Consider the following 24808-nt stretch of genomic DNA (forward strand, 5'->3'; position numbering starts at 1 on the left):
CGGAGATGCCGAACCCGGCACCGCCCAGGATGATCGCGCCGGCAGCGGCGAGGGAGACCGTGGTCTTGGTGAACTTGCGCATGAGTGAGTCCTTCTGCTTGTCGCGCTCGACGCGCATCTGCTGTGTGCACGCCGAACACACCCCGCATGTGGGTGGAGAACCAGCTGGTTGAGGCTGGTGAGCGCTCCGGGTGTTTCCCGGCCTGTGATGGTGATTCGGTACCCCTCGCCGAACGGATTGGAAGGAGTTCTCCCGATCTGTCCGGAGCCGTCGTCCGTACCGTGGGGCGCATGGCCACTGAGCACCTGCCGACCACCGACCGGATCCGCGCGATCGACGCGTGGTGGCGTGCGGCGAACTACCTCACCGTCGGGCAGATCTACCTGCTGGACAACCCGCTGTTGACGCGCACGATCGAGCCCGACGACGTCAAGCCGCGCCTGCTCGGGCACTGGGGCACGTCCCCCGCGCTCAACCTGGTCTACGCGCACTGCAACGCGCTCATCGCCTCGTCGGCGCGGCAGATGCTGTACATCTGCGGCCCCGGACACGGCGGTCCGGCGATGAACGCGAACGCCTGGCTCGACGGCACGTGGCAGGAGCTGTACCCGGGCACGACCCTGCAGCAGTTCTTCCGCCAGTTCTCGTTCCCCGGCGGCATCCCCTCGCACGCGGCGCCGGAGACACCGGGGTCGATCAACGAGGGCGGCGAGCTGGGGTACTCCCTGGCCCACGCGTACGGCGCCGCGCTCGACAACCCGGACCTGGTCGTGACGTGCGTGGTCGGCGACGGCGAGGCCGAGACCGGGCCGCTCAGTGGCTCGTGGCAGGCGCACACGTTCCTCGACCCGGTGGCCGACGGCGCCGTGCTGCCGATCCTGAACCTGAACGGCTGGAAGATCGCGAACCCGACGATCCTGGCGCGCATCCCCGCCGAGGACCTGACCGCGTACTTCCGCGGCCTGGGGTACGACCCGATCATCGTCGACTCCGCCCGTGTCGGCGACGACCCGTTCGCCGTGCACGCCCTGTTCGACGGCGCGCTCCGCCGGGCGCTGGCCGCCATCGACGACATCCAGGCCGCCGCACGTGGCCAGGCCGCTCGGGCCGCCGCGGGCGAGATGGCCGGTGCATCGGACCTGCGACCACGCTGGCCGATGATCGTCCTGCGCACGCCGAAGGGCTGGACCGGACCGAAGGAGGTCGACGGTCAGCGGGTCGAGGGCACCTTCCGCGCGCACCAGGTGCCGCTGCCGGCCGTCCGGCAGAACGACGAGCACCGTCGGCAGCTGCAGGAGTGGATGGCGTCGTACGGCCCGGCCGAGCTCTTCGACGAGGACGGCACCGGCATCGGGCTGCTCGAAGCGATCCGCCCCGAGGGCGACCTGCGCATGAGCGCGACCCCGCACGCCAACGGTGGGCGGATCCGGACCGCGCTCGACCGTCCCGGGCTCGACGAGTTCCGGGTCGAGGCCGGGTCCGAGGCGTCCTCCACCGGCACGCTCGGCCCGTGGCTCGCCGCACTGGCCGGGCGGAACCCGTCGTCGTTCCGCCTGTTCGGTCCCGACGAGACCGTGTCGAACAAGCTCGACGCCGTGTTCGACGTGACGAACCGGGTCTGGCGCGCCGGCAACGACCCCGAGGACGAGCACCTGGCCCCGACCGGCCGGGTCATCGAGGTGCTGTCGGAGCACCTGCTCGAAGGCCTGCTCGAGGGCTACGTGCTGTCCGGGCGTCACGGGATCTTGAACACCTACGAGGCGTTCGCCCACATCATCGACTCGATGGTCGGCCAGCACGCCAAGTGGCTCGAGTCGTCCCAGGGCATCGACTGGCGGGCCCCCGTCTCGAACCTGACGATCCTGCTGTCGTCGCACGTCTGGCGGCAGGACCACAACGGCTTCTCGCACCAGGACCCCGGGTTCCTGGACGTCGTCGCATCGAAGCAGCAGGACCTCGTCCGCATCAAGCTGCCCGCCGATGCCAACACCCTGCTCGCCGTGACCGCACACGCGATGGAGACGACCGACCGCATCGAGGTGATCGTCGCCGGCAAGCACCCCGAGCCCGTGTTCCTGTCGCTCGAGGACGCGATCGCGCATGCGGACGCCGGGGTGGGCGTGTGGGACTGGGCCGGCACCGAGGAGCGCGTCGGGCACGTCGACGTCGTGCTGGTCAGCGCCGGTGACGTCCCCACGGTGGAGACGATCGCGGCCGCCGACATCATCAACCAGCTGGCGCCCGAGGTCGGCATCCGCGTCGTCAACGTCGTGGACCTGCTGTCCCTGGGTGACACACGCAAGCACTCGCACCCGATCTCCGACGACCGCTACGACGAGCTGTTCCTGCCGGGCACGCCCGCCGTGTTCGCGTTCCACGGCTACCCGTCCCTGGTCCACCAGCTGACCTACCGACGGCACGGTCACGACGACCTGCACGTCCACGGGTTCCTGGAGCAGGGCACGACGACGTCGCCGTTCGACATGCTGATGCGCAACGAGATGGACCGGTTCGCGCTCGCGCACGACGCGCTGACCCGGGTGGATGCGGACCGGTACGCGCGGCTGATCGCCCGGCTCGCCGAGGCACGTGACGCCGCCCGGGCGTACGCCTACGAGCACGGCGAGGACCACCCGTCCGTCGGTGGCTGGCAGTTCTCGGGGTGGCCGCAGGACGAGCCCGCCGCGGACGGGACCGGTGGGGACCCCGGCGAGGGAGAGACCGAGGCGGCGGCTCCGGGGAACTAGTCCTCCACCGATCACCAGGCCCGGTGCGGTCTCCACAGACCGACCGCCGGCCCGTCGGCAGTGCCGTCCCGTCCGCGATGCTGTCCGCATGGACGGGGCGGGGATCGGGTGGGCGAGCGTGCTCGTGTCGGTGTTGAGCGCGTGCGCCGCGGTCGCTGCGACCGTCGTGACGCTGCGCGAAGGCCGCGCGATGCGGCGGAATACGGAGTTCTTGGCGCACCGCGACCAGTGGTGGCAGCGTTGGTCGTGGGTCACGGAACGGGCTCTGTCGGACCAGGCTGATCGCCGTGCGGCCGCCGCGCTGCTGGCGGACGCCCTGGCCACGCGTACCTGGACCACCGATGACGACGAGTGGATGTACGACGCGCTGCGATGGCTCGCAGAGCATCGTCAAGAACGGAAGGACCAAGCATGATCTCGGACAAGTCCGACGCGGAGTTCCAACTCAGCCTCTGGCGGGCGGAACTGTGCATCCCGCGCCTGCTGGCACACCCGCACTACGGCCCGCTGATGCGCGCCAAGGGCAGGGATGTCGAGCTGGCCGAGCTCCGGGCCGAATGGCGCGAGCGCCAGGAGCGCGCTCGCGCTCGGGCGCTCGTGTACGAAGCGTCGTTCGCGGACTGACCGGCACCACGGCGCCCTGGTCTGGCACGCTGGGAACGTGTCCGACCTCGTGATCCCGGCCCCGGCCCTCCCGACCGTCCCGACCAGCACCGGCGGGCGGTTCCCCGTGCGCCGCGTGTTCTGCGTCGGGCGCAACTACGCCGCGCACGCGCGCGAGATGGGCCACGACCCTGACCGCGAGCCGCCGTTCTTCTTCACCAAGCCGGCCGACGCGGTCGTGACCGACGGCGCGGACACGCCCTACCCGTCGATCACCCGGCAGCTCGAACACGAGGTCGAGCTCGTGGTCGCGATCGGCTCCGGTGGCAGCGACATCGCAGCCGCACAGGCACTCGACCACGTGTGGGGCTACGCCGTCGGACTCGACCTGACCCGCCGTGACCTGCAGGCCGAGGCCAAGCGGCTGGGCCGACCGTGGGACATGGCGAAGGGATTCGACGCCTCGGCGCCCGTCGGCACGATCGTCCCCGCGGCTTCGGTCGATCCGACGCGGGGCGCGATCGACCTCGACGTCGACGGCGAGCGCCGACAGCACGGCGACCTCGGCGACCAGATCTGGTCGGTCGCCGAGGTCATCGCCGAGCTCTCCCGCGCCGTGCGACTCGAACCGGGCGACCTCGTGATGACCGGGACGCCCGACGGTGTCGGCGTCGTCACGCGGGGTGCGGTGCTCCGCGGCACCGTGGCCGGGGTCGGGAGTGTCAGCACCCGTCTGGTGTGAGCAGATGTCCCGGGTGTTGCGCGCCGCTGTGAGCGCTCGGAGGGACGCGGGGTATCCGTTGACCAGACGCCGTGCCGGGATCGCGGTGTCCTGATCGGTGTCGGCGGGGTCGAGGGCGACCGTCGCGCGTGCACCGGAGACGAGGTGCGACGTGCTGGACCACGACCTGCTGGCGACGTCCTGGACCTGGGACGGCGACGAACCGATCGACGAGCGTGTCCGCGCGGTCGGTGACGCCGGGTTCGCGGGGATCTCCCTCGCGCTCGACGACCTGCACGAGGTCCGCGCGACGATCGGATTCGCCGAGCTCCGCCGCATGCTCGACGGCGCCGGCATCGTCTGGGTGCAGCTCGGCACCCTCGGCACCTGGTGGACCTGTCCGAACCGGACGACCAGTGCCGATGCCGAGCGCGGTGTGATCCTCGAAGCCGCGGCGTCGCTCAGTGCGTGGCAGGTCGTGGCGCGTGCCGACGTGACCCTGCCGGGCGTCTCCCCCGCGGCGATGCTCGACGACTGGGCAGCGTTGGCCCGGCAGGCCGAGGGCGTCGGTGCGCAGCTCGTGCTCGAACCCGAACCGTGGTCGAACCTGCCGACGGTGGAGCGAGCGTCGCGGTTCATCACGACCGCGGGCGCCGGCGGGCTGCTGCTCGACGCGATGCACGCGCTGCGCGGCGGTTCCACGCTCGCGTCGATCCGTCAGGGCGTGGCCCCGGCGACCCTCGCTGCGGTCGAGCTGAGTGACGGGCTGCTCGCCACCCCGGCCGGCATGACCTTGGCGGAAGAGTCGCGATCCGCCCGGTACCTGCCCGGCGCCGGAGCGTGGGACCTGCCCGGCTTCGTCCGGATCGCGCGGGAACTCGGCCACGACGAGCCGTGGGGTGTCGAGGTCCGGACGCCGGCGCACCGCGCGCTGCCCGTCAGAGACGCACTGCGGATGGCCGCGGCCGCCACCCGGGCGGTGCTCGACGCTGCCGGCGCGTACGGCGCGCCCGTCATGCCGGCCATGCCGAGGACTCCGGCCCCGACGTCCGCCGTCGACTTCGAGCCGGTGCACCGTCCCCGTCGTGAGACCGGTTCAGGTGCTCCCGCGTAACGTCCGGCCCATGAGCGAACAGGCACCCACCGGGGACGACGGACTCCTGCGCGAGTCCCAGCAGGCGATCGACGAGGCCAAGGCCGCGGCGGCCGAGGTCGTCGGGCCCGACGGGGTCGGATCGGACGAGGACACCCCGGCCGAGGTGGACCTGGTCGACGACGGCCTGCCTGCCGCCGCCCGTGCCGAACCCGCGGACGGTCCGGCTCCCGCAGCCTGACCGGTCCCGGTCGGCGCCGAGATCGGTTCAGACGATCTCCACGATCCGCACCACGACCGACGACGGCCGTGTGCCGATGTGGTGCTCGACGGTCGTGACGACGGCGTCGCGGACGGCCCGGGCGCTCTCGATCGCCGACGTCGACGCGGCGACCGCGGCCACCACCCGGACCCGGACGCCCTCGGCGCGGTCCTCGACCAGGACCGCCCCGCCACCCCGCGGCAGGTCGAGCACGGAACGGACGTCGCGCACGAGCACCGCCAGGCTCGGCCCCGGCGGGATCACCGACAGCACGCTGGGGACGGCCAGGACCGCCTCGGTCACGGTCCGCGAGACGGCACGGGTGTCGACGGTCACGATGCGCTCCCCGGGTCGAGGACGTCGGCCACGCGGACCGTCAGTGCCCGCACGGTGAAGGGCGCGTGCACGTCGAGCGCTGCCGCGACGACGACGCGCAGCGCCTCCGCCCGCTCCCGCAGCGGTGCATCGGCTGCGGCGGCGATCGTCACCTCGACGTCGATCTCGGCGCCCGGCGTGGCCAGGTCCCCCGTGAAGCGGGTCCGCCGGACGAGCACACCGGGCACGGCGTCACCGAGTTCACGGATCAGGCCCCGCAGGGCACCCTCGGTGACCACGAGCTGGGCGGCCGGGTCCGGGTCGGGGACGGGGATGTCCCGCCCCGCGTGCGCCGTCGTGCGGATGCTCGCGAGCACCCCGTCGATCCATCCGTCGTGGGTCCGTCCCGCAGCGCGGACGTCGGCGTCGAGCAGGTCCGAGGACGCCGCGCGGAGTCGTTCCAGGCGCCGGAGGGCCTCGGCGGCATCGGGGTCGGCCTCGATGTCGTCGCGGACGGGGTCGCGTCCGGAGTCGAGGTACTCGGAGAGGTCCTCGAGGGTGAAGGCGCCGTAGCGGTCCTCGACGTCGTCGGTCATCGCCACCCCTCCATCTGCTCGAGCACCGTGCGCCTGGCCCGCGCGAGCGACCCCCGGACGGCTGCTGCCGACATCCCGGTCTGCTCCGCGATCTCGGCGTACGACGCTGCCCCGACCTCGCGCAGCACCCACACTGCTCGCTGCGCGTCCGGCAGGTTCCGCACCACCCGTGCGAGTTCGCCGACCTGCATCCGGGTCTCGACGACCTGGTCGACCGTCCGGTCCGCCGCGAGTTCGGGCACGGTCTCGAGGTCGAGGTGCGGGTGGCGTCGCCGCAGACGGTCGAGTGCCTTGTTGGCCGCGATGCGGAACAGCCAGGTCCGCACCCGGTCGGGGTCCTCCACGCGCTCGATCCGCTGCCAGGCCTGCAGCGCCGCCTCTTGGACGGCGTCGTCGGCCTCGCCGTCGCCGTACCCCAGGATGCGGGCCGCGTAGGCGCGCATGAGCGGACCGTACCGGCGGATCAGCACGCCGAACGCCGCTGCATCGCCATCGGCGGAACGCTCGACGAGCGAGGCGTCCGACAGGGACGCGAGCTGCGGCTGGTCGGTCAGGAGGTCGGCCTTTCCGGATCGTGGAACGAGGTGCGTGACGAATCCCCACCTCGACTCGTCGTGAGTACGTGCCTACCATCCGCGTGCTCGCGGACGGTGCTGAGCGCGCCGTGGCCGGTCATCCCTGAACGACCGGTCACGGCGCTCGGCCGGCGGTCCGTGTGTCCCCTGATCCGGCGCACGGGCCGTCCCGGCGGCCGGGTCGGGATCCCGGTGGGGTCAGTCCTCGACCTGGTCCCCGAGGAAGTCGGCGTACGTGACCTCGGCGTCCGTCGCCGTCGCCGTGCCGGTCCGCTCACGAGCCGCGACCCCGCGCGCACCGGGCCTCGGTTCCGCGTCCGTGTCGGCGTCGCCCCCGGAGGCCGCGACGCGCTCGTCCGCGTTGAACGGTGGCAGGTAGTTGCTCGCGCTCATCGCCGCACCTTTCGTCCGGGCGAACGTAACAGCCACGAGCCCGTCCACCACCGGGGCAGACAGATTCGTCCCCCGCCGCCGGGCACGTCGGGGGACGGAAGTTCGCCTCCAGCGGAGCCGATGCGCGCGCATGTTGCTGCGTGCGCGCTCACTCCCGGACGACGTCCTCCGGGGACTTGTCCGCACGCCACCCGCGCCACGACGGTTGCCGGAGTCGTCCGTCGCCCGTCCACTCGGCGAACTCCACCTCGGCGACGTGCACCGGCGTCACCCAGCGGGCATCGCGGGCGTCGGCGCGCGGGACGTCGACGAACGGGGACGTCTGCCGTTCGAGGGTGGCGAGCCGAGCGGCGATCTCGTCGAGGGCACGGTCGCTGAACCCGGTGCCGACCTTGCCGACGTAGACGAGCCCGGCCTCGCTGGGGATGCCGAGCAGCAGCGACCCGACGCCACCCTGGCGACGGCCGCGACCGGGCTTCCATCCCCCGACGACCACCTCTTGCGTGGCATGGTGCTTGATCTTCAGCCAGGCCTCGGACCGACGCCCCTCGGCGTAGCGCGACGAACGCTTCTTCGCCACGACGCCCTCGAGTCCGGCGCGTGCCGACGCCGCGACCGCCGCGTCGAGGTCACCGTCGAAGGCCGCGGGCACGTCGACGACACCGCCAGGGTCCACCACGGTCTCGAGGGCTTCGCGTCGGTTGTCGTACGACAGCCGGGTGAGTTCGTGGCCGTCCGCTTCGAGCACGTCGAACAGCAGGTACCGCACCGGCGTGCGGCGCCGGGCAGCCTCGACCTCGCGCGGCCTGGTGAGACCCATCCGGTCCTGCAGCCGCTGGAAGCTCGGCCGGCCACGGTCGTCGAGCGCGACGACCTCGCCGTCGAACACCCCGTCGACGCCGGCACGGTCGGCGAGTTCCTGCAGCTCGGGGTACTGCGCCGTCAGGTCGTTGCCGTTGCGGCTGCGCAGGGAGACCCGGCCGTCCCGGACCGTCGCGAGCGCCCGGACACCGTCCCACTTCATCTCGACGGCCCAGTCGGCCGGGTCGAGCGTCGGGGTCCCGGCGGCGAGCGTCGCCTGCATCGTCCGCCGTTCGGCCGGGTCGGTGTCCGACGGGGCAGCTCGAGTCACCCGGTCGCGTCGGTCGTCCGAGGGCGGACGGGAGGCCCGCCCCGCGCCGGCCTCGGCGGTCGCGTCCGCCGACGGGTCGGGTTGGTCCTTCGTCAGGTGGATGAGCCAGTTCTTCTCGTCGCCGTCACGCCCACGTCCGCGCCCGCGGGTGTGCAGGATCGCCAGACGCCGGTTGCCGTTGGTCCGGCCGTGCAGCGTGACGATGACCTCTTCGCCCTCGCGCCACTTCTCGAGGTCGTAGGTGCCGTCGTCCCAGAGCGTCACCGTCCCGCCGCCGTACTCGTCGTGGGGGATCGTGCCCTCGAACCCGCCGTACTCCAGCGGGTGGTCCTCGGTCATGACCGCCAGGTGGTTCTTCCCCGGGTCGGTCGGTTCGCCCTTCGGCAGCGCCCAGCTCACCAGCACGCCGTCGTGCTCGAGCCGGAAGTCGTAGTGGTCCCGGGTGGCGTGGTGCTCCTGGATGACGAACGTCGGCCGGCCGTCCTGACGGACCGTCGGGGCGTCCTCCGGCACCGGCTCCGGCGTCTTCGACGCGTCCCGCTTGGCGCGGTAGGCCGTCAGCCGGTCGCGACCCGGCTGCTCCGCGTCGTTCGCACGCTGGGTCCGGTCGTTGTCCCAGTGACCGGAGTCGGGCCTCCCGACCGACAGCGCGCCCGCGGCGACCGGGTGCAGCAGGTCGCCGTGGTCCTGCAACCGCTCGAGCACCTGGTCCAGCGTCAGCTGGGCGAGGCCCTGCTCGGTGAGCTCCTTCCACGAGCGTGGCGCGGCGACGGTCGGGGTCGATCGTCCCCGCAACGAGTACGGCGCGATCGTGGTCTTGTTGCCGTTGTTCTGCGACCAGTCGACGAACACCTTGCCCGCCCGTTCGGCCCGGCTCATCGACGACAACACCAGGTCGGGCAGGTCCTGTTCGAGTGCCTTCGCGAGCTCGTGCGCGACCGCCGACACGTGCTCGGTGGTGGATCGACCGTCGAGGGCGGCGTACAGGTGGATGCCCTTCGACCCGGACGTCACCGGGTACGGGTCGAGTCCCATCCCCTGCAGCACCTGCCGCGCGGCGACGGCGACCTCGACGCACTCCGGCAGTCCGACGCCGTCGCCCGGGTCCAGGTCGAGGACCAGCCGGTCCGGGTTCTGCTGCCCGCCGCGCGGGCCGAACCGCCACTGCGGCACGTGGAGCTCGAGCGCGGCCTGCTGCGCCATCCACACGAGCGTCGGCAGGTCGTCGACGATCGGGTACTCGTTGTCGTGTTCGCTGTGGTGGATCGTGTGGTGCCGGACCCACTCGGGGGCGGAGTCCGGCAGGTTCTTCTCGAAGAAGACCTTCCCGTCGACGCCGTTCGCCCAGCGCTTCCGGGTCATCGGTCGGTCCTTGACGTGCGGGATCATCCACGGCGCGACCCGCTCGTAGTACTCGATCACGCGGCCCTTGGTGGTGCCGGTCTCGGGGTAGAGCACCTTGTCGAGGTTGGTCAGCGCGAGCCGGCGGTCCCCCACGGCGACCGTCGTCCGTCGCGCCCCGGAACTCGACCGCACGGAACTGGGCAGTGCCGGGCTGGACGGCGGCGCGTTCACAGCGCCACCCCGGTCGCTCCCGCCACCGTCAGGGTCGTCCCCGACGTGTACGAGGACTCCGGCCCCGCCAGGTAGACGTAGGCGCTGCCCAGCTCCACCGGCTGCGCGGGACGGCCGAACGGCGTGCCCTGCCCGTACGACGCGATCTCGTCCCCGGGGTAGCTGATCGGCTGCAGTGGGGTCCACACCGGCCCCGGTACCACGGTGTTGGCGCGGATGCCCTTCGCCGTGAGCTGGCGGGCCAGGCCGTTCGTGTACGTGATGATCGCGGCCTTCGTCGCCGCGTAGTCGATCATCCGGCCCTGCGGCTCGTACGCCGAGACCGAACTCGTCGTGACGATCGCGCTGCCCGGCGCCAGGTGTGGCACGGCTTCGCGCACCAGCCAGAACATCGCGTAGACGTTGACCTTCATCGTGCGGTCGAAGTCCTCGGTGGGCTGCTCGGCGACGTCCTCGTGCACCTGCTGGCTGCCGGCGACGAGCACCAGGGCGTCCAGCCCGCCGAGCTCACTGACCGCGGTGCGCACCAGTTCACCGCAGAAGGCCTCGTCCGTCAGGTCGCCCGGCAGCATGACCGCCCTGCGGCCCAGGGCGCCGATCAGGTCGCGGACCTCGGTCAGGTCGTCGATCTCCTCGGGCAGGGCGTTCAGCGCCACGTCGGCGCCCTCCTTGGCCATGGCGATCGCCGCCGCGCGGCCGATTCCCGAGTCGGCACCGGTGACCAGCACGCGGTACCCGGGCATCCGCCCCGTGCCGACGTAGCTGGTCTCACCGTGGTCCGGCGGCGGGTCCATCGCACTGGCACGCCCCGATCCCTGCTGTGTCTGCGCGGGGAACGGCGGCCGGGCGAACTTGGTGCGCGGGTCGTCCTTGTCCAGCTGGCTCATGGCCCCATCGTGCTCGCTCGCTCCCCACGTGTCGTCGAGGGAGCAGGAATCGTCGGGTGATCCGCACCCGGACGACGATTCCTGCTCCCTCGACGCCCGGAAAACCCGCACGCTCCCACCCGCATCCGGGCATCATGAGCGCATGAGGTCGATCTGGAAGGGCTCCATCGCGTTCGGGCTGGTCAACGTGCCGATCAAGGTCTACGCCGCGACCGAGACCCACGACGTGTCGATGCACCAGGTCCACGACGAGGACGGGGCCCGCATCCGGTACAAGCGCGTGTGCGAGCTCGGCCACGAGGTCGAGTACGCCGACATCCAGCGCGCCTACGACGACGGTGAGAAGACGGTCGTGCTCACCGCCGACGACTTCAAGCAGCTGCCGCAGGAGCAGTCGCACGAGATCGAGGTGCTCGAGTTCGTGCCCGTCGACCAGGTCGACCCGATGATGTTCGAGAAGACCTACTACCTCGAGCCCGACTCCCGCTCGCCCAAGGCCTACGTCCTGCTGCGGCGGACGCTCGAGGAGACCGACCGCCTGGCGATCGTGCAGTTCACGCTGCGGCAGAAGACCCGGCTCGGTGTCCTGCGCGTGCACGACGACGTCCTGCTGCTGCAGGGCCTGCTGTGGGGCGACGAGGTGCGGTCCGCCGACTTCACGGCCCTCGACACCTCGGTGAAGGTCAGTGCGAACGAGCTGAAGATGTCGTCGTCGCTGGTCGCGAGCATGTCCACCGACTTCGATCCCGACCGCTACACCGACGAGTACCAGGTCGAGCTGCAGCAGCTCATCGACGCCAAGCTCGAGTCGGGCGACGACATCGACACCGCGGCGACGTTCGGCGAGCGCCCGGACGACGATGGCGACGCCGGCGGTGACGTCATCGACCTGATGGCCGCCCTGCGGGCGTCCGTGGACAAGAAGCGGACGGGAGGCTCGGGGTCGCGTTCGCGGGGTACGTCACGATCCGACGCGTCCGGGTCACAGGACGCGGAGCCCACGACGAAGAAGGCGCCGGCGGCGAAGAAAGCACCAGCCGCGAAGAAGGCACCGGCGGCAGAGAAGGCCCCTGCCAAGAAGCCCGCGGGACGCAAGCGCGCCAGTTAACGGAGCGGGAACGCCAGCAGCTCGAGGCGCTCGAACACGGCGGCGTGTGCGGCTCGGAGCACGTCCCAGCCGGCACCCGTGTCGATCCCGCCGGACAGGTCGACCGGGGCAGCGAAGCCGTGCTGCGCCCGCGGGACCGGCTGCCCGGGCAGCCGCAGTTCCTGCGTGAACGCCCCGGTGTCCGGCGCGAACGTCAGGGTGTGCGCGGCGACGTTGGCGTCCCAGTCCGACGACGGCCAGGACATGAACGCCACGTGCCGCGGCGGCGTGTCCGCGTCGACCGTCGTGGCGGAGACGTAGCACCCGTGGTGGTCCTCGCCCGGCGACAGGATCGTGTACGTCCCGTTGTCGCGGTAGACCAGCAGCGCCTCGGCGAACGGCTTGGCCGAGTACATCGCGGTGTAGCGCAGTGCCTGGGCTGCGATCGGGGCTCCGAGGGGGATGGTCACGGTGTCGCGCGTGGTCACGGGCCGAGCCTACCGAGCGCGTCACGCGCCGGAAACACGACTCGGCGACACTGGTCGGATGACTCCACGAGAGCCTGGGACCCTGCAGTCGTCACCCGAGACCGCCGGGCCGCCCGTCACCGTGTCCATCACCCGTCTGGTCGAACCCGACCGCATCCCCGAGGTCACCCGCTGGGTGCAGTCCGGCGTGAACCTGGCCAACCGCTACCCGGGGTTCCTCGGTTCCGGCTGGGTCCGGTCGCACGGGAGCTCCCGCGAGTGGCACATGCTCTACCGGTTCGCCGACCACGACGCCCTGTCGACGTGGGAGCACTCCGACGACCGGCAGCGCTGGCTCGACCTGGGCCGCGACCTGGTCGTCGAGTCGCGGGTCGAGAAACGCACCGGGATCGAAGGGTGGTTCGACGCCCCGGCAGACACGCCCGCGTCGAGTGCTCCCCCGCGGTGGAAGCAGGCCGTCAGCATCTGGCTCGGCTTCTTCCCGGTGAACCTGGCGTTCACGTACCTGGTCGGGTGGCTCGTGCCGGCGTTCGGCGCACTGCCGGTGCTGCCGCGGGTGCTCGTCACGACGCTGGTGCTCACGCCGGTCATGACGTTCTGGGTGCTGCCGTTCGTGACGACGCTGATCCGGCCCTGGCTGCTCGCCGCTCCTCGGGAGCGCTGAGCAGCCACCGCCGCGCGAGCGGTCAACAGCGCCGCAGCGCAGCGGGCCCGGAGCCCAGTCCCCCTCCGACGATCGTGACGCGCGTGACACCCTGCGACCCCATCGCGTCGAGGACGTCCGACGGCACGCAGGACGGCGGCGCCAGGTAGAGCGGGGTGCTGCTTGCACCGGCCAGAGGTGTCGCCGAGAGCGCGTCGGGGAAGTCGGACCCGTTGACCAGGAACGCGGACCCGGCCGTGGGGTACCGATCGACGTCGACGGCGATGGCCGCGCGGTATCGATCGGTCCCGGTCAGCTGGTCAACGTGCGCCACGGAACCGAGTGCAGCGATGATGCCCGGCGAGACGGACCCACCGGCCACCACGATGCGCTTCGGGTGGAGGGCGCGCAGTGCGCTCAGCGTGGGACCGTCGGCGGTGGGGTCGTCGCCCGGCACCAGCAGCAGCGGGGCGTGAGCAGACCCTGCTGCCGCCCCGGCGACCAACGCGTCGGGGAACTTCGCTCCCGTCGCGACGTAGACGCTGTCCGCTCCGGTCGGGAACCGCTGGGCGACGACCGCCCGAGACACGTCGTAGCGTGTCGCACCGAGCACCCGGGTGACCGTCGCCGTGGGGAGCGTCGATCGGACCTGGTCCACCACCGACTGCTGGACCGAGCCGCCGACGACCACGACCCGCGACGGACGGAGCCGGAGCAGTTCGGCACGGGTTGCCGTCGGCAGCGAGCGGGCTTCGCTGAGCAGCACGGGCCCGCCTTCGACCACCGCGGCGGGAGCGGCGGACAGAGCGTCCGGGAACACCCGGCCCGAAGCGACGTAGGCCACGTCGGCACCGTCCGGGAACGCCCGCTCAGAGGCGCGTGCGGTCGTGGCGAACCGGTCCGGCCCGGCGATCCGGTCGACGGCGACCACGTGCCGGATGAACACCGCGCTCGTGGCGTGCCACGGGTTCAGCGTGACGGTGACGGCGTACCGGTAGGTCCCGGGCGTGGTGGGCGTCCCCGAGACGATGCCCGTCGCCGGGTCGAGCCGCATCCCGGACGGGAGCGTCCCCCCGGTGACGGCGAACCGGGGGTCCACCCACCGGTTCAGGTCCACGGTCCGGAGCGCTGCTTCGGTCCGCGCCACACCGGCGGCGACGACGTCGGCGACGGTTCCGGTCAACGACCCCGGCTCGTCGCGCACCAACCAGGTGTGCAAGTCGGCGCTGTCGACGACGCCCGCGGTGTCTGCCATCCCGATGAACCGGTTCCGCTCCGGGTCCCAGCTGGACTCCGTCACGTCGGCGACGACGTCCCCCAACGTGATGGAGTCCTTCTCGGGCGTCCACGGCGTGAGCCCGATGCCGGCAGAGGTGTCGGTGCGGAACCAGACGATCCCGGTGGCCGGGTCGACGAACTGCGGCCTGACCCAGCGTTCGGGCCCGGACCACGAGGGCACCGAGCCGATCGGCCGCATCGCGAGGTCGAGGATCTGCGACCCGACGTACACCCGGTCCCGCTGCCCGTCGACGGCGATGCCGAGGGCGGAGTACAGGGTCTGGCTCGCGCGGAGCGCACCGTCGGCGTCGTAGCGCCGGAGCGTCCCTCCGGATCGGGGCTGCCCGTTGGCGTCGTCGGGCAGCGGTGTCGTGACGTAGACCGATCCGGACGTGGCGTCGACATCGGCCCGTCCACCCGGTGCGGCGGTCCACTGCACGGTCCCGGATGCGGCGTCGACGACCACGACACCGGACGACCCGGCGAGCACGAGTCGCCCGTGCTGTGGGTCGGCACGCATCGTCCGCTGAGCACCGAGCGTCGTGATCGGGGTCCGCCAGGCGACCACGCCGGTCCGCAGGTCGGTGGCGACGAGGGCGGTGTCCGTCAGGCCGACCAGACGACGACCGACCACGTCGACCGTCAACGCCTGCAGCCCGACCAGGTCGCGCATGCCCGACACGGTGCCGGTCCGCCGCATCGTGTCGCCGTCCCACACCGAGACCTGCGAGGTGGGCATGGTCCCGCGGCGTTCGTGGACGTAGGCCCGGTGTGACACCGGGTCCACCGCCGAGACCGAGGTGGCGTCCGCGTCGTCCACGCGCGCGGTGCGCGAGTGCCCGACGGGCGGCGCTGCCGTGACCTCGGTGTCGGGTGCCGCCTGGGCGACCTGCGGCACCACGAGCACGCCGCCGAGCAGCGCGAGGACGAGCGCCGTGCTGGGCACGACGGAGCGGAGACGGAGCACGGACATCGACCTCTCGTGGACGGGACCGCCTGAGCATAGGGCCGGTCCGGCTCCCTCCGAGACGCCCCGAACAGGGGCGTCAGGGCGTCCCGAGCACCGACAGCTGGTCGAGCCGCTCGAGGATCACGCCCTCGCGGAGCGCCCACGGGCAGATCTCGAGCGCGGGCAGGTCGAAGATGTCCAGGCACGCCTCGGCGACGAGCGCCCCGGGGACCACCTGGTGCGCCCGGCTCGGCGAGACCCCGGGCAGCGCCGCGAGCTGCTCGACCGACATCGTCAGCAGCTCCGGCAGCGTCCGTCGCAGCACCGCTCCGTCGAGCGATCGCGGCACGAGCGGACCGGCGGCCGACGGTGCCGAGCCGCAGATGCGGGCGATGGAACGGAAGGTCTTGGACGTGGCGACGGCACGGTCCGGTGCACCGGAGCGCAGCAGCTTGCCGGCGTCGCGGGCGATCTCGACGCGGATGTCGTGGCGCAGGCGGCGGACGTCGTCCTCGGTCGGGGTCCCCTCGGCGAAGAACGACCGGGCGAGCCGCGCGGCACCGATCGGCATCGACCACGCCACGTCGGGCGCTTCGTCGGCGCCCCCGGCGATCTCGAGCGAACCACCGCCGATGTCGAACACCGCCAGGCGTCCCGCCGACCAGCCGAACCAGCGGCGCACGGCCAGGAACGTCAGGCGTGCCTCGTCCGAGCCGGACAGCACGGCGAGCTCGACCCCCGTGTGTTCCTCGACGTGGGCGAGCACGGCGTCGGAGTTGACCGCGTCCCGCACGGCCGAGGTCGCGAACCCGAGCATGTCCTCGCAGCCGCGCTCCTCGGCGACCCGCACCGACTCGGCGACGAAACCGGCCAGGGCGTCGATGCCGACCTGGGTCACGGCACCGCGGTCGTCCAGGTGCTCGGCCAGGCGGAGTGCCTGCTTGAACGACGAGGCCGGCAGTGGCGCGGCGCCACCGTGGGCGTCGACCACCAGCAGGTGACCGGTGTTGGACCCGATGTCGAGGACTCCCACGCGCATGTATGCAAGATACCGGCACGGAGGCGCGTGCTACGACCCGAGGAACGCCGCCAGCTGGTCCGTGGTCGGGTACGACGCCTGCGCGCCCACCCCCGTCGCGGCGTACGCCCCGACCCCGGCGGCGAACCGCGCAGCGTCGACGAGGGCGTCTCCGGCCGCCAGCCGGAGCGCCACCGCGCCCATGAACGCGTCGCCGCACCCCGTGGTGTCGACCGCGTCGACGGGGACCGCGGGCACCTCGACCGGCGCGGCGTCCCCGTCGTGCACGACCGACCCGGCACCGCCGCGAGTGACGATCGACCGGGCGACGCCGTGGTCGCCGAGCATCTCAGCCTCGTGCTCGTTGACCAGCAGCACGTCCGTCAGCTCGAGCAGCTCACGCGGCACGTCGCCGAACGGCGACAGGTTGGTCAGCACCGTGACACCGGCCCGGCGTGCTGCCCGGGCGGCAGCGAGCACCACGTCGAGCGCGACCTCGAGACAGAGCCCCAGCACCGCCGCATCACTGAACGCGTCGGCGGGGACGTCGTCCGGCGTCAGGGTGGCGTTCGCGCCGCCGGAGATCACGATGGTGTTCTCGCCCTGACCGTCGACGGTGATGACGGCCGTGCCGGTGGCCGTGTCCGGTCGGACGGCGACGTGCGTGGTGTCGACACCGGCGGCCGCGACGGAGTCCCGCAGCAGCACACCGTTGCCGTCGTCACCGACCGCACCGATCATGCGCACGGCTCCCCCGAGCCGTGCGGCCGCGACCGCCTGGTTGGCGGACTTCCCGCCGGGCAGGGTCTGCAGGTCGGACCCGTGCAGGGTCTCACCGGGTTTCGGGAAGCGCTCGGTGCGGACCACCAGGTCCGCGTTGAGCGACCCGACGACGACGATCGTGTTCACCGGACGGTCTCCTTCTGGGGTGCGGGGGCGGTCGTCTCGGCCTCGACCGGCCGCGGGATGAGGAACGACACGGCGAGCGCGGCGATCGTGATGACGGCACCGAGGAGCATGCCACCGGAGTACCCGGCGGTGCCGGAGGACCCTCCGACCCCGAGGGCGATCTGCAGCGCGGGCAGCACGGCGAAGCTCACGCCGGCGCCCAGGTTGAACGCACCGGCGTTGAGCCCGGGCAGGAAGCCGGGGTTCGACGCGGGCGACAGCACGATGCCCAGGCCGTTCAGGATGATGTTCGCGATGCCGGCGTAGGTGATGCCGATCAGCACCGTCGCAGCGACGAGCACCGGCAGCGAGTGCACCCCGACGAACGCCATCAGCAGGGTCGCCAGGATGCTGCCGACCAGGCCGACGCGAAGGATCGCGCGGTAGCCGATGGTGGGCGCGAGCCGACCGGCGAACGGGCCGACGATCCAGCCGACCAACGCGTACGGCGTGAGGAACACGAGCGAGGCGAGGTCGGCCTCCATCCCGAACCCGGCGTCCGGGTTCTGTGCGAGCGAGGTGACCAGCCCGTTGACCACGGCGAAGACGCCCGTCATCGTCAGGAACGTGGTGGCGAGGAGCGCCCACGTGCCCCGGCGCTTCAGGAAGCGTGTCTCGACCAGGGGCTCGCGGACCCGGGACTCGACGGCCCAGAACACGGCGAAGGCGGCCAGGGCGACGACGATGCCGCCGATCACCAGCGCCGGGTTCGCGGCACCGAGCTTGCCGGCCTCGTTGAACGCGGTCAGCAGCGCACCGACCGAGACGACCAGCGGCACGACGCCGACCCAGTCCATCCGGGTGCCCTTCGAGGGGTGTGACTCGACACCCCACACGACGACGAACAGCAGGGCGATGACCGTGACGACGGCGATCACCCAGAAGATGCCGCGGAAGCCGAAGTTCGTGGCGATCCACCCGCCGGCCAGCGAGTCGATGCCCGCGATCCCGCCGTTGACCGCGGTGAGCAGGCCGAGGGACGCCCCGTAGCGCTTCGGGTCGCTGATCTCGTTGCGCAGCACCAGCAGGCAGATCGGGACGACCGGCCCCGTGACACCCTGGATGATGCGGCCGGTGAACAGCATCGGCACGTTGACGGCGAGCGCGGCGACGATGCTGCCGACCAGCATCACGGCGAGCATGGCGACCAGCACGCGCTTGCGCCCGACGATGTCGGACAGGCGCGGCAGGAACAGCGAGAACAGGGCGGCGAGCGTGAAGTAGAGCGTCTGCGACAGGCCGATCGTGGCATCGTCCGTGTGCAGCTCGCGCGCCATGGTGACCAGGGCGGGGCTGAGCATGCTGGCGTTCAGCTGGAACGCGATGCACGCTGCGAGGAGCGCCGCGGTGAGGGCGCCGATCGACTTCTTCGTCGATGTGGTGGTCATGGGTCTCAGATCTCCGTGGTCGCGTTGGTGGTCGTGGTCGTGGCGGCGCGGGGCGTCCAGCCGGTGTCGGGGGTCTCGCCGATGCGCTCGAGGGCGTCGACGACCAGGTCCCAGAAGCGGGCGTGGTCGAGTTCCAGGGCTGCGCTCGTGCGGCAGTCCTCGGGCGCCGGGGCGCGGAAGTCGGCGACGGTCATGCCGAGCGTCAGGGTGCCCTGGGTCTCGATGTGGATCGGGACCCGCACGGCACGGACGATCGTCGGGTCGATGACGTAGGCGACGGCGCACGGATCGTGCACGGGCGGGGCGTCGAAGCCCTGCGCGTCCTTGTACGTCTGGCCGAAGAAGTCCAGCAGTTCGCCCACGAAGGCGGCCGGTGCGGTGCCGACGGCGGCGATCCGCTCGGCGACCTCGGTGGTGGCGAGTGCCTGGTGCGTCAGGTCGAGGCCGACCATCACGACGTCCCAGCCGGCCTCGAAGACGATGGACGCGGCCTCGGGGTCGATGACGATGTTGAACTCGGCGACCGGGCTCCAGTTGCCGACGTGCACGCCGCCGCCCATCAGCACGACCTGCTTGACGCGGTCGACGATGCGGGGCTCCTTGCGTGCCGCCAGGGCGATGTTCGTCAGCCCGCCGGTCGGCACGAGGGTGACGGTGCCAGGCTCGTGCGCCATGACCGTCTCGATGATCAGGTCGACCGCGTGCCGCTCGTCGAGCGCGAACGACGGCGCGGGCAGCATCGGGCCGTCGAGCCCGCTCTCGCCGTGGATGTCACCGGCGACCTCGATCTGGCGCAGCAGCGGGCGGTCGGCGCCGGCGGCGAAGGGCACGCCCGTGATGCCGGCGATGCGGGCCACGGCGAGGGCGTTGCGGGTGACCTTCGGCAGCGTCTGGTTGCCGACGACCGTGGTGACGGCGAGCAGCTCGATGTCCGGGTTGCCGTGCGCCAGCAGCATCGCCACGGCGTCGTCGTGCCCGGGGTCGCAGTCCAGGATGATCTTCTCGGGCACGGGTGCTCCACTTCGTCGGGGATCGAGCGCGTCGGCTCGGGGTGGGATCGAGCGCGTCGGCTCGGGGTGGGATCGAGCGCGTCGGCTCGGGTACTGGGGCCTGACGCGCCATGCACGCCGCGTCAAGCGTTTGACATCACACAGCATCAAACGCTTGACGTCAAGTCGGGACGGCCGGTCGCTACGATCGGTGCGTGTCGACCCCCGCTCCGAGCACCCGCCGCGTCACCGCGGCCATGGTCGCCGAGCGCGCCGGCACCAGCATCGCGACGGTCTCCCTCGTGGTGAACGGCAAGGACCGCGGACGGGTGTCCACGGCGAACGTCGCCCGGGTGCGCGCCGCGGTGGACGAGCTCGGGTACGTGGTCGACCACGCCGCCAGTTCGCTGGCGCGGGGCAGCGGCGACCTGGTCGTGCTCATCGCGCCCGACCTGTCGAACCCGTTCTTCGCCGAGGTCATCCGCGGCGTCCGCGACACCCTGGGCGATCGCTTCCAGCTGGTCCTGTCCGTCACGGAACGCGGCGCCCAGCCGGGGATCGCCGACGTCCGGCGCTTCGAACGGCTCCGGCCCGCGGGCATCCTCGTCGACGCCCCGGCCGCCGACCAGCCGATGACCGCCAGCGTCCCCGTCGTGCTGCTCGACGCCCCCGGAGGCGCCGACGCCGTCAACTACGACCTGACCGCGGGGGTGTCGGCGCTCGTCTCGCACCTGGGCGCTGCCGGACACCGCCGCATCGCGTACCTCGACGGGACCTCGCGCGCGACGACGTTCGCGCTCCGCCGTGCGATGTTCGAGCAGGCGTGCGGCGACGCCGGCATCGCCGTGTCGCCGGTGTCGGCCAGCGCCGACCTGACGATCGACGCCGCCGCGACCGCTGCCGATCAGGCCGTCGACGCCTGGCTGCGGGACGGAGCCACGGCCGTGGTCGCCGCCGCGGACACCCTGGCGTACGGGGTGCTCCGGGTCGCCGCGGCACGGGGCATCGCGGTGCCGGGGACCCTGGCGGTGGCCGGGTTCGACGACCTGCCCTCGTCGTCGGTCACCGCTCCGGCGCTGACGAGCGTGGCGTTGCCGGGCGCCGACCTGGGGCGGGCGGCGGCGCTTCGGCTGGCGGCGATGCTCGACGGCACGGAGCTGCCCGCGCCGGCACTGCCCACGCGGCTGGTTCCGCGCGCGAGCACCGGCGGCTGACGCGCGCGACACCACCCGCCGCGCGACACCGACGACGTCGTACGACATCGCGCTCGTCGTACCACCGGCACGCAACCGCCCCCGCGACACCGTCGCTGTCGTACGACATCGGGAACGTCGCGCCGGACGCGACCCCACGACGGACGGGAGGCCCGGTGCCAGCTGGCACCGGGCCTCCCGTCCGTGGGTGGTCGCGTCTACTCGTCGCGACGCGTCGTCGGGACCGACCCCGTCGCGGAGCCGACCGGCTCCGCCGGCGCCTCGTCCGCTCCCCCGCGCTGCGCGCGGTCGAGCTCGTCGGCCTCGGCCCCGCCGACTGCCTCGCCGCGGGCGACCATGCCGGCCACGTCGTTGAGCTGCATCTGCGGGATGAACAGCGCGAGCACCAGGGCGATCGCGATGAAGGGCAGCAGGTACCAGAACACCGGCGACAGGGAGTCGGCGTAGGCGTTGACGATGCCGTCCTGCACCGCCTGCGGCAGCTTCGACAGCTGCGTCGGGTCGATGCTGGCGCTCGCGTTCGCCGCCTGCGAGGCACTGCCACCGGCGCTGGTGAACACGTCGGTGAGCTTGTCCGTCAGTCGCGACGTGAAGATCGCGCCGAAGACGGCGACGCCGAGCGACGCCCCGACCTCGCGGAAGTAGTTGTTCGTGGACGTCGCGGTGCCGACCTGCTCGGCAGGGACCGCGTTCTGCGCGACGAGCACCACGACCTGCATGATCAGGCCCAGGCCGGCGCCGAAGACGAACAGGTAGACGCAGATCAGCGGGATCGGGGTGCTGGCGGCCAACGTCGTCATGCCGAGCATCGCGAGACCGACCACGATCGTGCCGATGATCGGGTACATCCGGTACTTGCCCGTCTTCGTGATGAGCGTGCCGGACAGGATGGACGTGCCGATCAGCCCCGCCATCATCGGGAGCATCAGCAGCCCGGAGACCGCCGCCGAGGTGCCCGAGGCCATCTGCAGGAACGTCGGGACGAAGCCGATCGCGGCGAACATCCCCAGGCCGAGCACGAAGCCGATCGCCGTCGCGGTGACGAAGGTGCGGTTGCGGAAGAACGACAGCGGGATGATCGGGTCCTGCGCACGCGCCTCGACGAACACGAACAGCGCGGCGGCGACGACGAACCCGGCACCCCAGGCCCAGGTCTCCGGCGCACCCCAGCCGTGCTGGCGGTTGCCGCCGAACTCGGTGAAGAAGACCAGGCAGGCGGTGGTGGCGGACAGCAGCGCGACACCGAGGACGTCGATGCGCTTGGTCGCCTTCTTGTTCGGCAGCGTCAGCGCGAACCAGGCCACGAAGAACGCCGCGATGCCCACGGGGATGTTGATCCAGAACGCCCAGTGCCAGGTCATGTGGTCGACGAAGAAGCCGCCGAGCAGCGGGCCGCCGACGGCGGACAGGCCGAAGATCGCACCGAGCGGGCCGAGGTACTTGCCGCGCTCGGACGCGGGGACGATGTCGGCGATGATCGCCTGCGACAGGATCATCAGGCCACCGCCACCCAGGCCCTGCATCGCGCGGAACACCACGAACTGCCAGAAGTCGGTCGACACCGCGCAGCCGAGCGACGCCAACGTGAAGAGCGCGATCGCGATGAGGAACAGGTTGCGGCGTCCGAGCACGTCGCCGAACTTGCCGTAGATCGGCATGACGATGGTCGACGCCAGCAGGTACCCGGTCGTGATCCAGGCCTGGTGCGCAACGCCGCCGAGGTCACCGACGATGGTCGGCATCGCGGTCGAGACGATCGTCTGGTCGAGGCTGGACAGCAGCATGCCGGCGATGAGCGCGGCGAAGATGATCCAGATCCGGCGCTGGGTCAGCAGGAGCGGCCCGTCCGTCCCGGGCCGGGTGCGCTTGGCGGCGCGCGGCGCTGATGTGCTCATGGGGTGTCGTCCTGTCGGGTGGTGATGGCCGCCCTGAGCAGGCGGAGGTTGGTGGTGAGCAGCTCGTCGAAGGACGGGCCACCCGCGACGTCGAAGGCGTCGTCGAAGTACTGGTCGGCCGAGACCTTGAGCACGCCGGCCGCTGCCTCGGCGACCAGTCGGGCGCGCGGATCGTCCGGCGCCGTCCAGCCGAAGCGGGAACGCAGGGCATCGGCCACGCGGGCGAGCTGCACGTCGGTGGCCGACAGGAACCGGGCCAGGAGCGCCGGCTCGCGCTCGAGGACCTGGCGCATCAGCACCTCTTCGGACCGGTCGAGCTCCATCGTGCGCACCTGTTCGACCGCGAGCGCCACGAGTGCGGCCAGCGGGTCGAGGTCACGCGCCACGACGTCACCGTGGGCGAATGCCTGCAGCACCTCGGTGTCGGCGTGCAGCTCGATGCCGAGGACGACGTCCTCCTTCGACGCGAAGTGGTTGAAGAACGTGCGGCGCGAGACACCGACCGTCTCGCAGAGCTGCTCGATGGTGAAGCCGCCGAGCCCGTCCGCCACCGTCGCCCGACGGGCTTCGACGATCATCTGTCGCCGCAGGGTGCGGGTGCGTTCGGCGGTGCTCACCGGTAGAGAATTGCACTCCACGCGCCAGAGTGCAATTCAGTGTCGGCGGATCCGCAGGAACCGCGGCCTAGATCGCCTTGTCGAAGCAGAACGACCACGGCATCGTCGCGGCGTACGGCGGGTAGACCGGGATCTGCCGCCAGCCGGTCTTGCGGTACAGCGCGACGGCATCGGGCTGCTTGTCACCCGTCTGCAGGATCAGCCGGGTCGCACCGACCTCGCGGCCGACCTCGGCGCAGGCATCGAGCAGCGCCGTCGCCGCACCCTTGCCCCGTGCGCTCGACAGCACGATCAGGCGCTTCAGCTCGACCTCGTCGCCGAGCCAGCGGACCGCGATGTGCGCGATCGCCGCGCCGGACTCGTCGACCGCGAGCAGCGAGGTGATGACCCGAGCCGGGTCGACGGCGAGCGCCCGGTCGCGTTCGGCCGTCACCGCCGGGTCCTCGTCGCGCTGGGCCGAGCCGTACCGCTCGTGCATCTCGTCGTCCATCCGGTTCCGGAGTTCGACGGCGCGGGGGTCGTCCCAGGCAACGCGTTCGATCGTGATCACGATCACCGATCTTCCCACGCGAGCACGCGGCCGGACGACGCTCGCTCAGCGCCCGAGCGCCCCGATCGGTCCGTCGTCGATCCCGGCCAGCACCGCCGCAGCGTCGTCGTACACGGCCGCCGCCCCGGCACCGCGTAGCTCGTCGCCCCCGATGCCACCGGTCATCACGCCGATGCAGGCGACGCCGACCGAGCCCGCGGTCTCGACGTCCCACATCGCGTCCCCGATCATCACGGCGTTCGACGGGTCGACGCCGGCACGGTCGAGCGCGACCTGCACGATGTCCGGGGCGGGCTTCGCCTGCTGAACGTCCGCGCCGCTCGTCACGACGCTGATCCACTGCTCGGCGTCGAGCAGCTCCCGCAGGCGGACGAGTTCGTTCGCCGAGGCGCTCGTCGCGAGCACCACCGCGTGGCCCCGCGCTGCCACGGCCTGCAGGAGTTCACGGGCGCCCGGCAGCAGGCGCAGACGTGGCATGTGTTCGGCGAAGTAGGCCGACTGGTACTGCTTCGCGGTGTCGCGGTCCTCGTCCGACATGTCCGGCACGAGTTCGTCAAGCAGTCGGGCGCCGTCCATCCCGATGAACCGGTGGATCCGCCACGCGTCGACCGACGCGCCAACGACCCGGAACGCACGCCACCATGCGTCGACGTGGGCGTAGTTCGAGTCGACCAGGGTGCCGTCGATGTCGAAGAGGACCGCGGTGGTGGGAGCGTCTGCCATCCGACCAGGATGCTCGTGCAACCCGTGATTTCGCGCAGCCTTCCGCGTCTACCGCTGTTCGAAGTCCGATGTTTGTCTCGAAGTAGTCGACGCGCAATCGAAACTCCGAGGAGAGCTTAGA

The 24808-nt window shown here is 71.8% G+C and carries 25 protein-coding genes; 9 read left to right on the forward strand and 16 right to left on the reverse strand.

All coding sequences use genetic code 11. The annotated features are described in order from the left end of the window. Positions 1-291: 291 nt before the first annotated feature. The 6 genes from ACLBWP_RS17585 to ACLBWP_RS17610 all read left to right on the forward strand — a co-directional run bounded on the left by ACLBWP_RS17585 (position 292) and on the right by ACLBWP_RS17610 (position 5406). The gene (locus ACLBWP_RS17585; RefSeq protein WP_447656138.1) at positions 292-2748 is read left to right on the forward strand and encodes a phosphoketolase family protein; all 2457 of its coding nucleotides are present in this window, start codon (positions 292-294) and stop codon (positions 2746-2748) included. A gap of 118 nt (positions 2749-2866) precedes the next feature. Beyond that, entirely contained in the window at positions 2867-3163 is a 297-nt protein-coding gene (locus ACLBWP_RS17590) for a hypothetical protein (protein ID WP_447656139.1), read from the forward strand. Continuing rightward, positions 3160-3372, forward strand: a complete 213-nt coding sequence (locus tag ACLBWP_RS17595; protein ID WP_243564333.1) for a hypothetical protein — start codon at positions 3160-3162, stop codon at positions 3370-3372. Before ACLBWP_RS17590 ends, ACLBWP_RS17595 begins: the two co-directional genes overlap by 4 nt. A gap of 37 nt (positions 3373-3409) precedes the next feature. After that, positions 3410-4093, forward strand: a complete 684-nt coding sequence (locus tag ACLBWP_RS17600) for a fumarylacetoacetate hydrolase family protein (protein ID WP_243564332.1) — start codon at positions 3410-3412, stop codon at positions 4091-4093. A gap of 151 nt (positions 4094-4244) precedes the next feature. Then, a complete protein-coding gene (locus ACLBWP_RS17605) occupies positions 4245-5186 on the forward strand; it encodes a sugar phosphate isomerase/epimerase family protein (RefSeq protein WP_447656140.1) in 942 nt (313 codons plus the stop codon). A gap of 10 nt (positions 5187-5196) precedes the next feature. Continuing rightward, positions 5197-5406 carry a hypothetical protein gene (locus tag ACLBWP_RS17610; RefSeq protein ID WP_447656141.1) on the forward strand — a complete coding sequence of 70 codons (210 nt, stop codon included), beginning with the start codon at positions 5197-5199 and terminating at the stop codon, positions 5404-5406. 27 nt (positions 5407-5433) lie between these two features. On the opposite strand, the gene ACLBWP_RS17615 is transcribed toward ACLBWP_RS17610, so the two are convergent. From ACLBWP_RS17615 to ACLBWP_RS17640, 6 genes are all read right to left on the reverse strand, one after another. After that, positions 5434-5763, reverse strand: coding sequence for a hypothetical protein (locus ACLBWP_RS17615; protein WP_243564329.1), 330 nt, complete (start codon positions 5761-5763; stop codon positions 5434-5436). After that, positions 5760-6338 carry a hypothetical protein gene (locus tag ACLBWP_RS17620; RefSeq protein WP_447656142.1) on the reverse strand — a complete coding sequence of 193 codons (579 nt, stop codon included), beginning with the start codon at positions 6336-6338 and terminating at the stop codon, positions 5760-5762. The genes ACLBWP_RS17615 and ACLBWP_RS17620 overlap by 4 nt, the downstream gene beginning before the upstream one ends. Further along, complete coding sequence (locus ACLBWP_RS17625; protein ID WP_447656203.1) at positions 6335-6892, reverse strand: RNA polymerase sigma factor; 558 nt, start codon at positions 6890-6892, stop codon at positions 6335-6337. Before ACLBWP_RS17625 ends, ACLBWP_RS17620 begins: the two co-directional genes overlap by 4 nt. Before the next feature lie 219 nt (positions 6893-7111). Continuing rightward, on the reverse strand, positions 7112-7306 hold the full coding sequence (locus tag ACLBWP_RS17630; RefSeq protein ID WP_243564327.1) for a hypothetical protein: 195 nt from the start codon (positions 7304-7306) through the stop codon (positions 7112-7114). A 148-nt stretch (positions 7307-7454) separates the two neighbouring features. Next, a complete protein-coding gene (locus tag ACLBWP_RS17635) occupies positions 7455-9974 on the reverse strand; it encodes an ATP-dependent DNA ligase (protein ID WP_447656204.1) in 2520 nt (839 codons plus the stop codon). 35 nt (positions 9975-10009) lie between these two features. Next, positions 10010-10900 (reverse strand): SDR family oxidoreductase, encoded by an 891-nt coding sequence (locus ACLBWP_RS17640; protein WP_447656143.1) that lies wholly within the window; start codon positions 10898-10900, stop codon positions 10010-10012. Between the two features lie 142 nt (positions 10901-11042). On the opposite strand from ACLBWP_RS17640, the gene ku reads away from it, so the two are divergent. Further along, complete coding sequence (ku, locus tag ACLBWP_RS17645; protein WP_447656144.1) at positions 11043-12008, forward strand: non-homologous end joining protein Ku; 966 nt, start codon at positions 11043-11045, stop codon at positions 12006-12008. On the opposite strand, the gene ACLBWP_RS17650 is transcribed toward ku, so the two are convergent. After that, a complete protein-coding gene (locus tag ACLBWP_RS17650; RefSeq protein ID WP_447656145.1) occupies positions 12005-12475 on the reverse strand; it encodes a hypothetical protein in 471 nt (156 codons plus the stop codon). The two genes, ku and ACLBWP_RS17650, sit on opposite strands and share 4 nt — an antisense overlap. A gap of 58 nt (positions 12476-12533) precedes the next feature. Here ACLBWP_RS17650 and ACLBWP_RS17655 point away from each other — a divergent pair, with 58 nt between their 5' ends. Continuing rightward, positions 12534-13139, forward strand: a complete 606-nt coding sequence (locus tag ACLBWP_RS17655; RefSeq protein WP_447656146.1) for an antibiotic biosynthesis monooxygenase — start codon at positions 12534-12536, stop codon at positions 13137-13139. A 22-nt stretch (positions 13140-13161) separates the two neighbouring features. Here the strand turns inward: ACLBWP_RS17655 and ACLBWP_RS17660 are convergent, their stop codons facing one another. From ACLBWP_RS17660 to uriH, 5 genes are all read right to left on the reverse strand, one after another. Then, the gene (locus ACLBWP_RS17660) at positions 13162-15369 is read right to left on the reverse strand and encodes a cell wall-binding repeat-containing protein (RefSeq protein ID WP_447656147.1); all 2208 of its coding nucleotides are present in this window, start codon (positions 15367-15369) and stop codon (positions 13162-13164) included. Positions 15370-15442: 73 nt separating this feature from the next. Next, positions 15443-16384 carry a Ppx/GppA phosphatase family protein gene (locus ACLBWP_RS17665; protein ID WP_447656148.1) on the reverse strand — a complete coding sequence of 314 codons (942 nt, stop codon included), beginning with the start codon at positions 16382-16384 and terminating at the stop codon, positions 15443-15445. Positions 16385-16414: 30 nt separating this feature from the next. Then, positions 16415-17272, reverse strand: a complete 858-nt coding sequence (locus ACLBWP_RS17670; RefSeq protein ID WP_447656149.1) for a ribokinase — start codon at positions 17270-17272, stop codon at positions 16415-16417. After that, complete coding sequence (uriT, locus tag ACLBWP_RS17675) at positions 17269-18699, reverse strand: uridine transporter UriT (protein WP_243564318.1); 1431 nt, start codon at positions 18697-18699, stop codon at positions 17269-17271. The genes ACLBWP_RS17670 and uriT overlap by 4 nt, the downstream gene beginning before the upstream one ends. A 5-nt stretch (positions 18700-18704) precedes the next feature. Further along, positions 18705-19757: a uridine-preferring nucleoside hydrolase UriH gene (gene uriH, locus ACLBWP_RS17680; RefSeq protein ID WP_447656205.1), complete on the reverse strand. Its 1053-nt coding sequence runs from the start codon at positions 19755-19757 to the stop codon at positions 18705-18707. A gap of 146 nt (positions 19758-19903) precedes the next feature. On the opposite strand from uriH, the gene ACLBWP_RS17685 reads away from it, so the two are divergent. After that, entirely contained in the window at positions 19904-20902 is a 999-nt protein-coding gene (locus ACLBWP_RS17685) for a LacI family DNA-binding transcriptional regulator (protein ID WP_447656150.1), read from the forward strand. Between the two features lie 197 nt (positions 20903-21099). Here ACLBWP_RS17685 and ACLBWP_RS17690 read toward each other — a convergent pair whose 3' ends face one another. From ACLBWP_RS17690 to ACLBWP_RS17705, 4 genes are all read right to left on the reverse strand, one after another. After that, on the reverse strand, positions 21100-22797 hold the full coding sequence (locus tag ACLBWP_RS17690; RefSeq protein ID WP_243564316.1) for an MDR family MFS transporter: 1698 nt from the start codon (positions 22795-22797) through the stop codon (positions 21100-21102). After that, positions 22794-23414 carry a TetR/AcrR family transcriptional regulator gene (locus tag ACLBWP_RS17695; protein WP_447656151.1) on the reverse strand — a complete coding sequence of 207 codons (621 nt, stop codon included), beginning with the start codon at positions 23412-23414 and terminating at the stop codon, positions 22794-22796. The genes ACLBWP_RS17690 and ACLBWP_RS17695 overlap by 4 nt, the downstream gene beginning before the upstream one ends. A gap of 67 nt (positions 23415-23481) precedes the next feature. Beyond that, the gene (locus ACLBWP_RS17700) at positions 23482-23964 is read right to left on the reverse strand and encodes a GNAT family N-acetyltransferase (RefSeq protein ID WP_447656152.1); all 483 of its coding nucleotides are present in this window, start codon (positions 23962-23964) and stop codon (positions 23482-23484) included. Between the two features lie 45 nt (positions 23965-24009). After that, positions 24010-24687, reverse strand: coding sequence for an HAD family hydrolase (locus tag ACLBWP_RS17705; RefSeq protein ID WP_447656153.1), 678 nt, complete (start codon positions 24685-24687; stop codon positions 24010-24012). Positions 24688-24808: the final 121 nt, after the last annotated feature.

It is taken from the genome of Microbacterium sp. M1A1_1b (genome assembly GCF_053345565.1).

Excerpts from the sequence above, each read along its gene's own strand:
- ACLBWP_RS17585 (WP_447656138.1), top strand. The coding sequence starts at position 292 with ATGGCCACTGAGCACCTGCCGACCACCGACCGGATCCGCGCGATCGAC.
- ACLBWP_RS17595 (WP_243564333.1), top strand. The coding sequence starts at position 3,160 with ATGATCTCGGACAAGTCCGACGCGGAGTTCCAACTCAGCCTCTGGCGG.
- ACLBWP_RS17610 (WP_447656141.1), top strand. The coding sequence starts at position 5,197 with ATGAGCGAACAGGCACCCACCGGGGACGACGGACTCCTGCGCGAGTCC.
- ACLBWP_RS17620 (WP_447656142.1), bottom strand. The coding sequence starts at position 6,338 with ATGACCGACGACGTCGAGGACCGCTACGGCGCCTTCACCCTCGAGGAC.
- ACLBWP_RS17630 (WP_243564327.1), bottom strand. The coding sequence starts at position 7,306 with ATGAGCGCGAGCAACTACCTGCCACCGTTCAACGCGGACGAGCGCGTC.
- ACLBWP_RS17640 (WP_447656143.1), bottom strand. The coding sequence starts at position 10,900 with ATGAGCCAGCTGGACAAGGACGACCCGCGCACCAAGTTCGCCCGGCCG.
- ku (WP_447656144.1), top strand. The coding sequence starts at position 11,043 with ATGAGGTCGATCTGGAAGGGCTCCATCGCGTTCGGGCTGGTCAACGTG.
- ACLBWP_RS17655 (WP_447656146.1), top strand. The coding sequence starts at position 12,534 with ATGACTCCACGAGAGCCTGGGACCCTGCAGTCGTCACCCGAGACCGCC.
- ACLBWP_RS17660 (WP_447656147.1), bottom strand. The coding sequence starts at position 15,369 with ATGTCCGTGCTCCGTCTCCGCTCCGTCGTGCCCAGCACGGCGCTCGTC.
- ACLBWP_RS17665 (WP_447656148.1), bottom strand. The coding sequence starts at position 16,384 with ATGCGCGTGGGAGTCCTCGACATCGGGTCCAACACCGGTCACCTGCTG.
- uriT (WP_243564318.1), bottom strand. The coding sequence starts at position 18,699 with ATGACCACCACATCGACGAAGAAGTCGATCGGCGCCCTCACCGCGGCG.
- ACLBWP_RS17690 (WP_243564316.1), bottom strand. The coding sequence starts at position 22,797 with ATGAGCACATCAGCGCCGCGCGCCGCCAAGCGCACCCGGCCCGGGACG.
- ACLBWP_RS17705 (WP_447656153.1), bottom strand. The coding sequence starts at position 24,687 with ATGGCAGACGCTCCCACCACCGCGGTCCTCTTCGACATCGACGGCACC.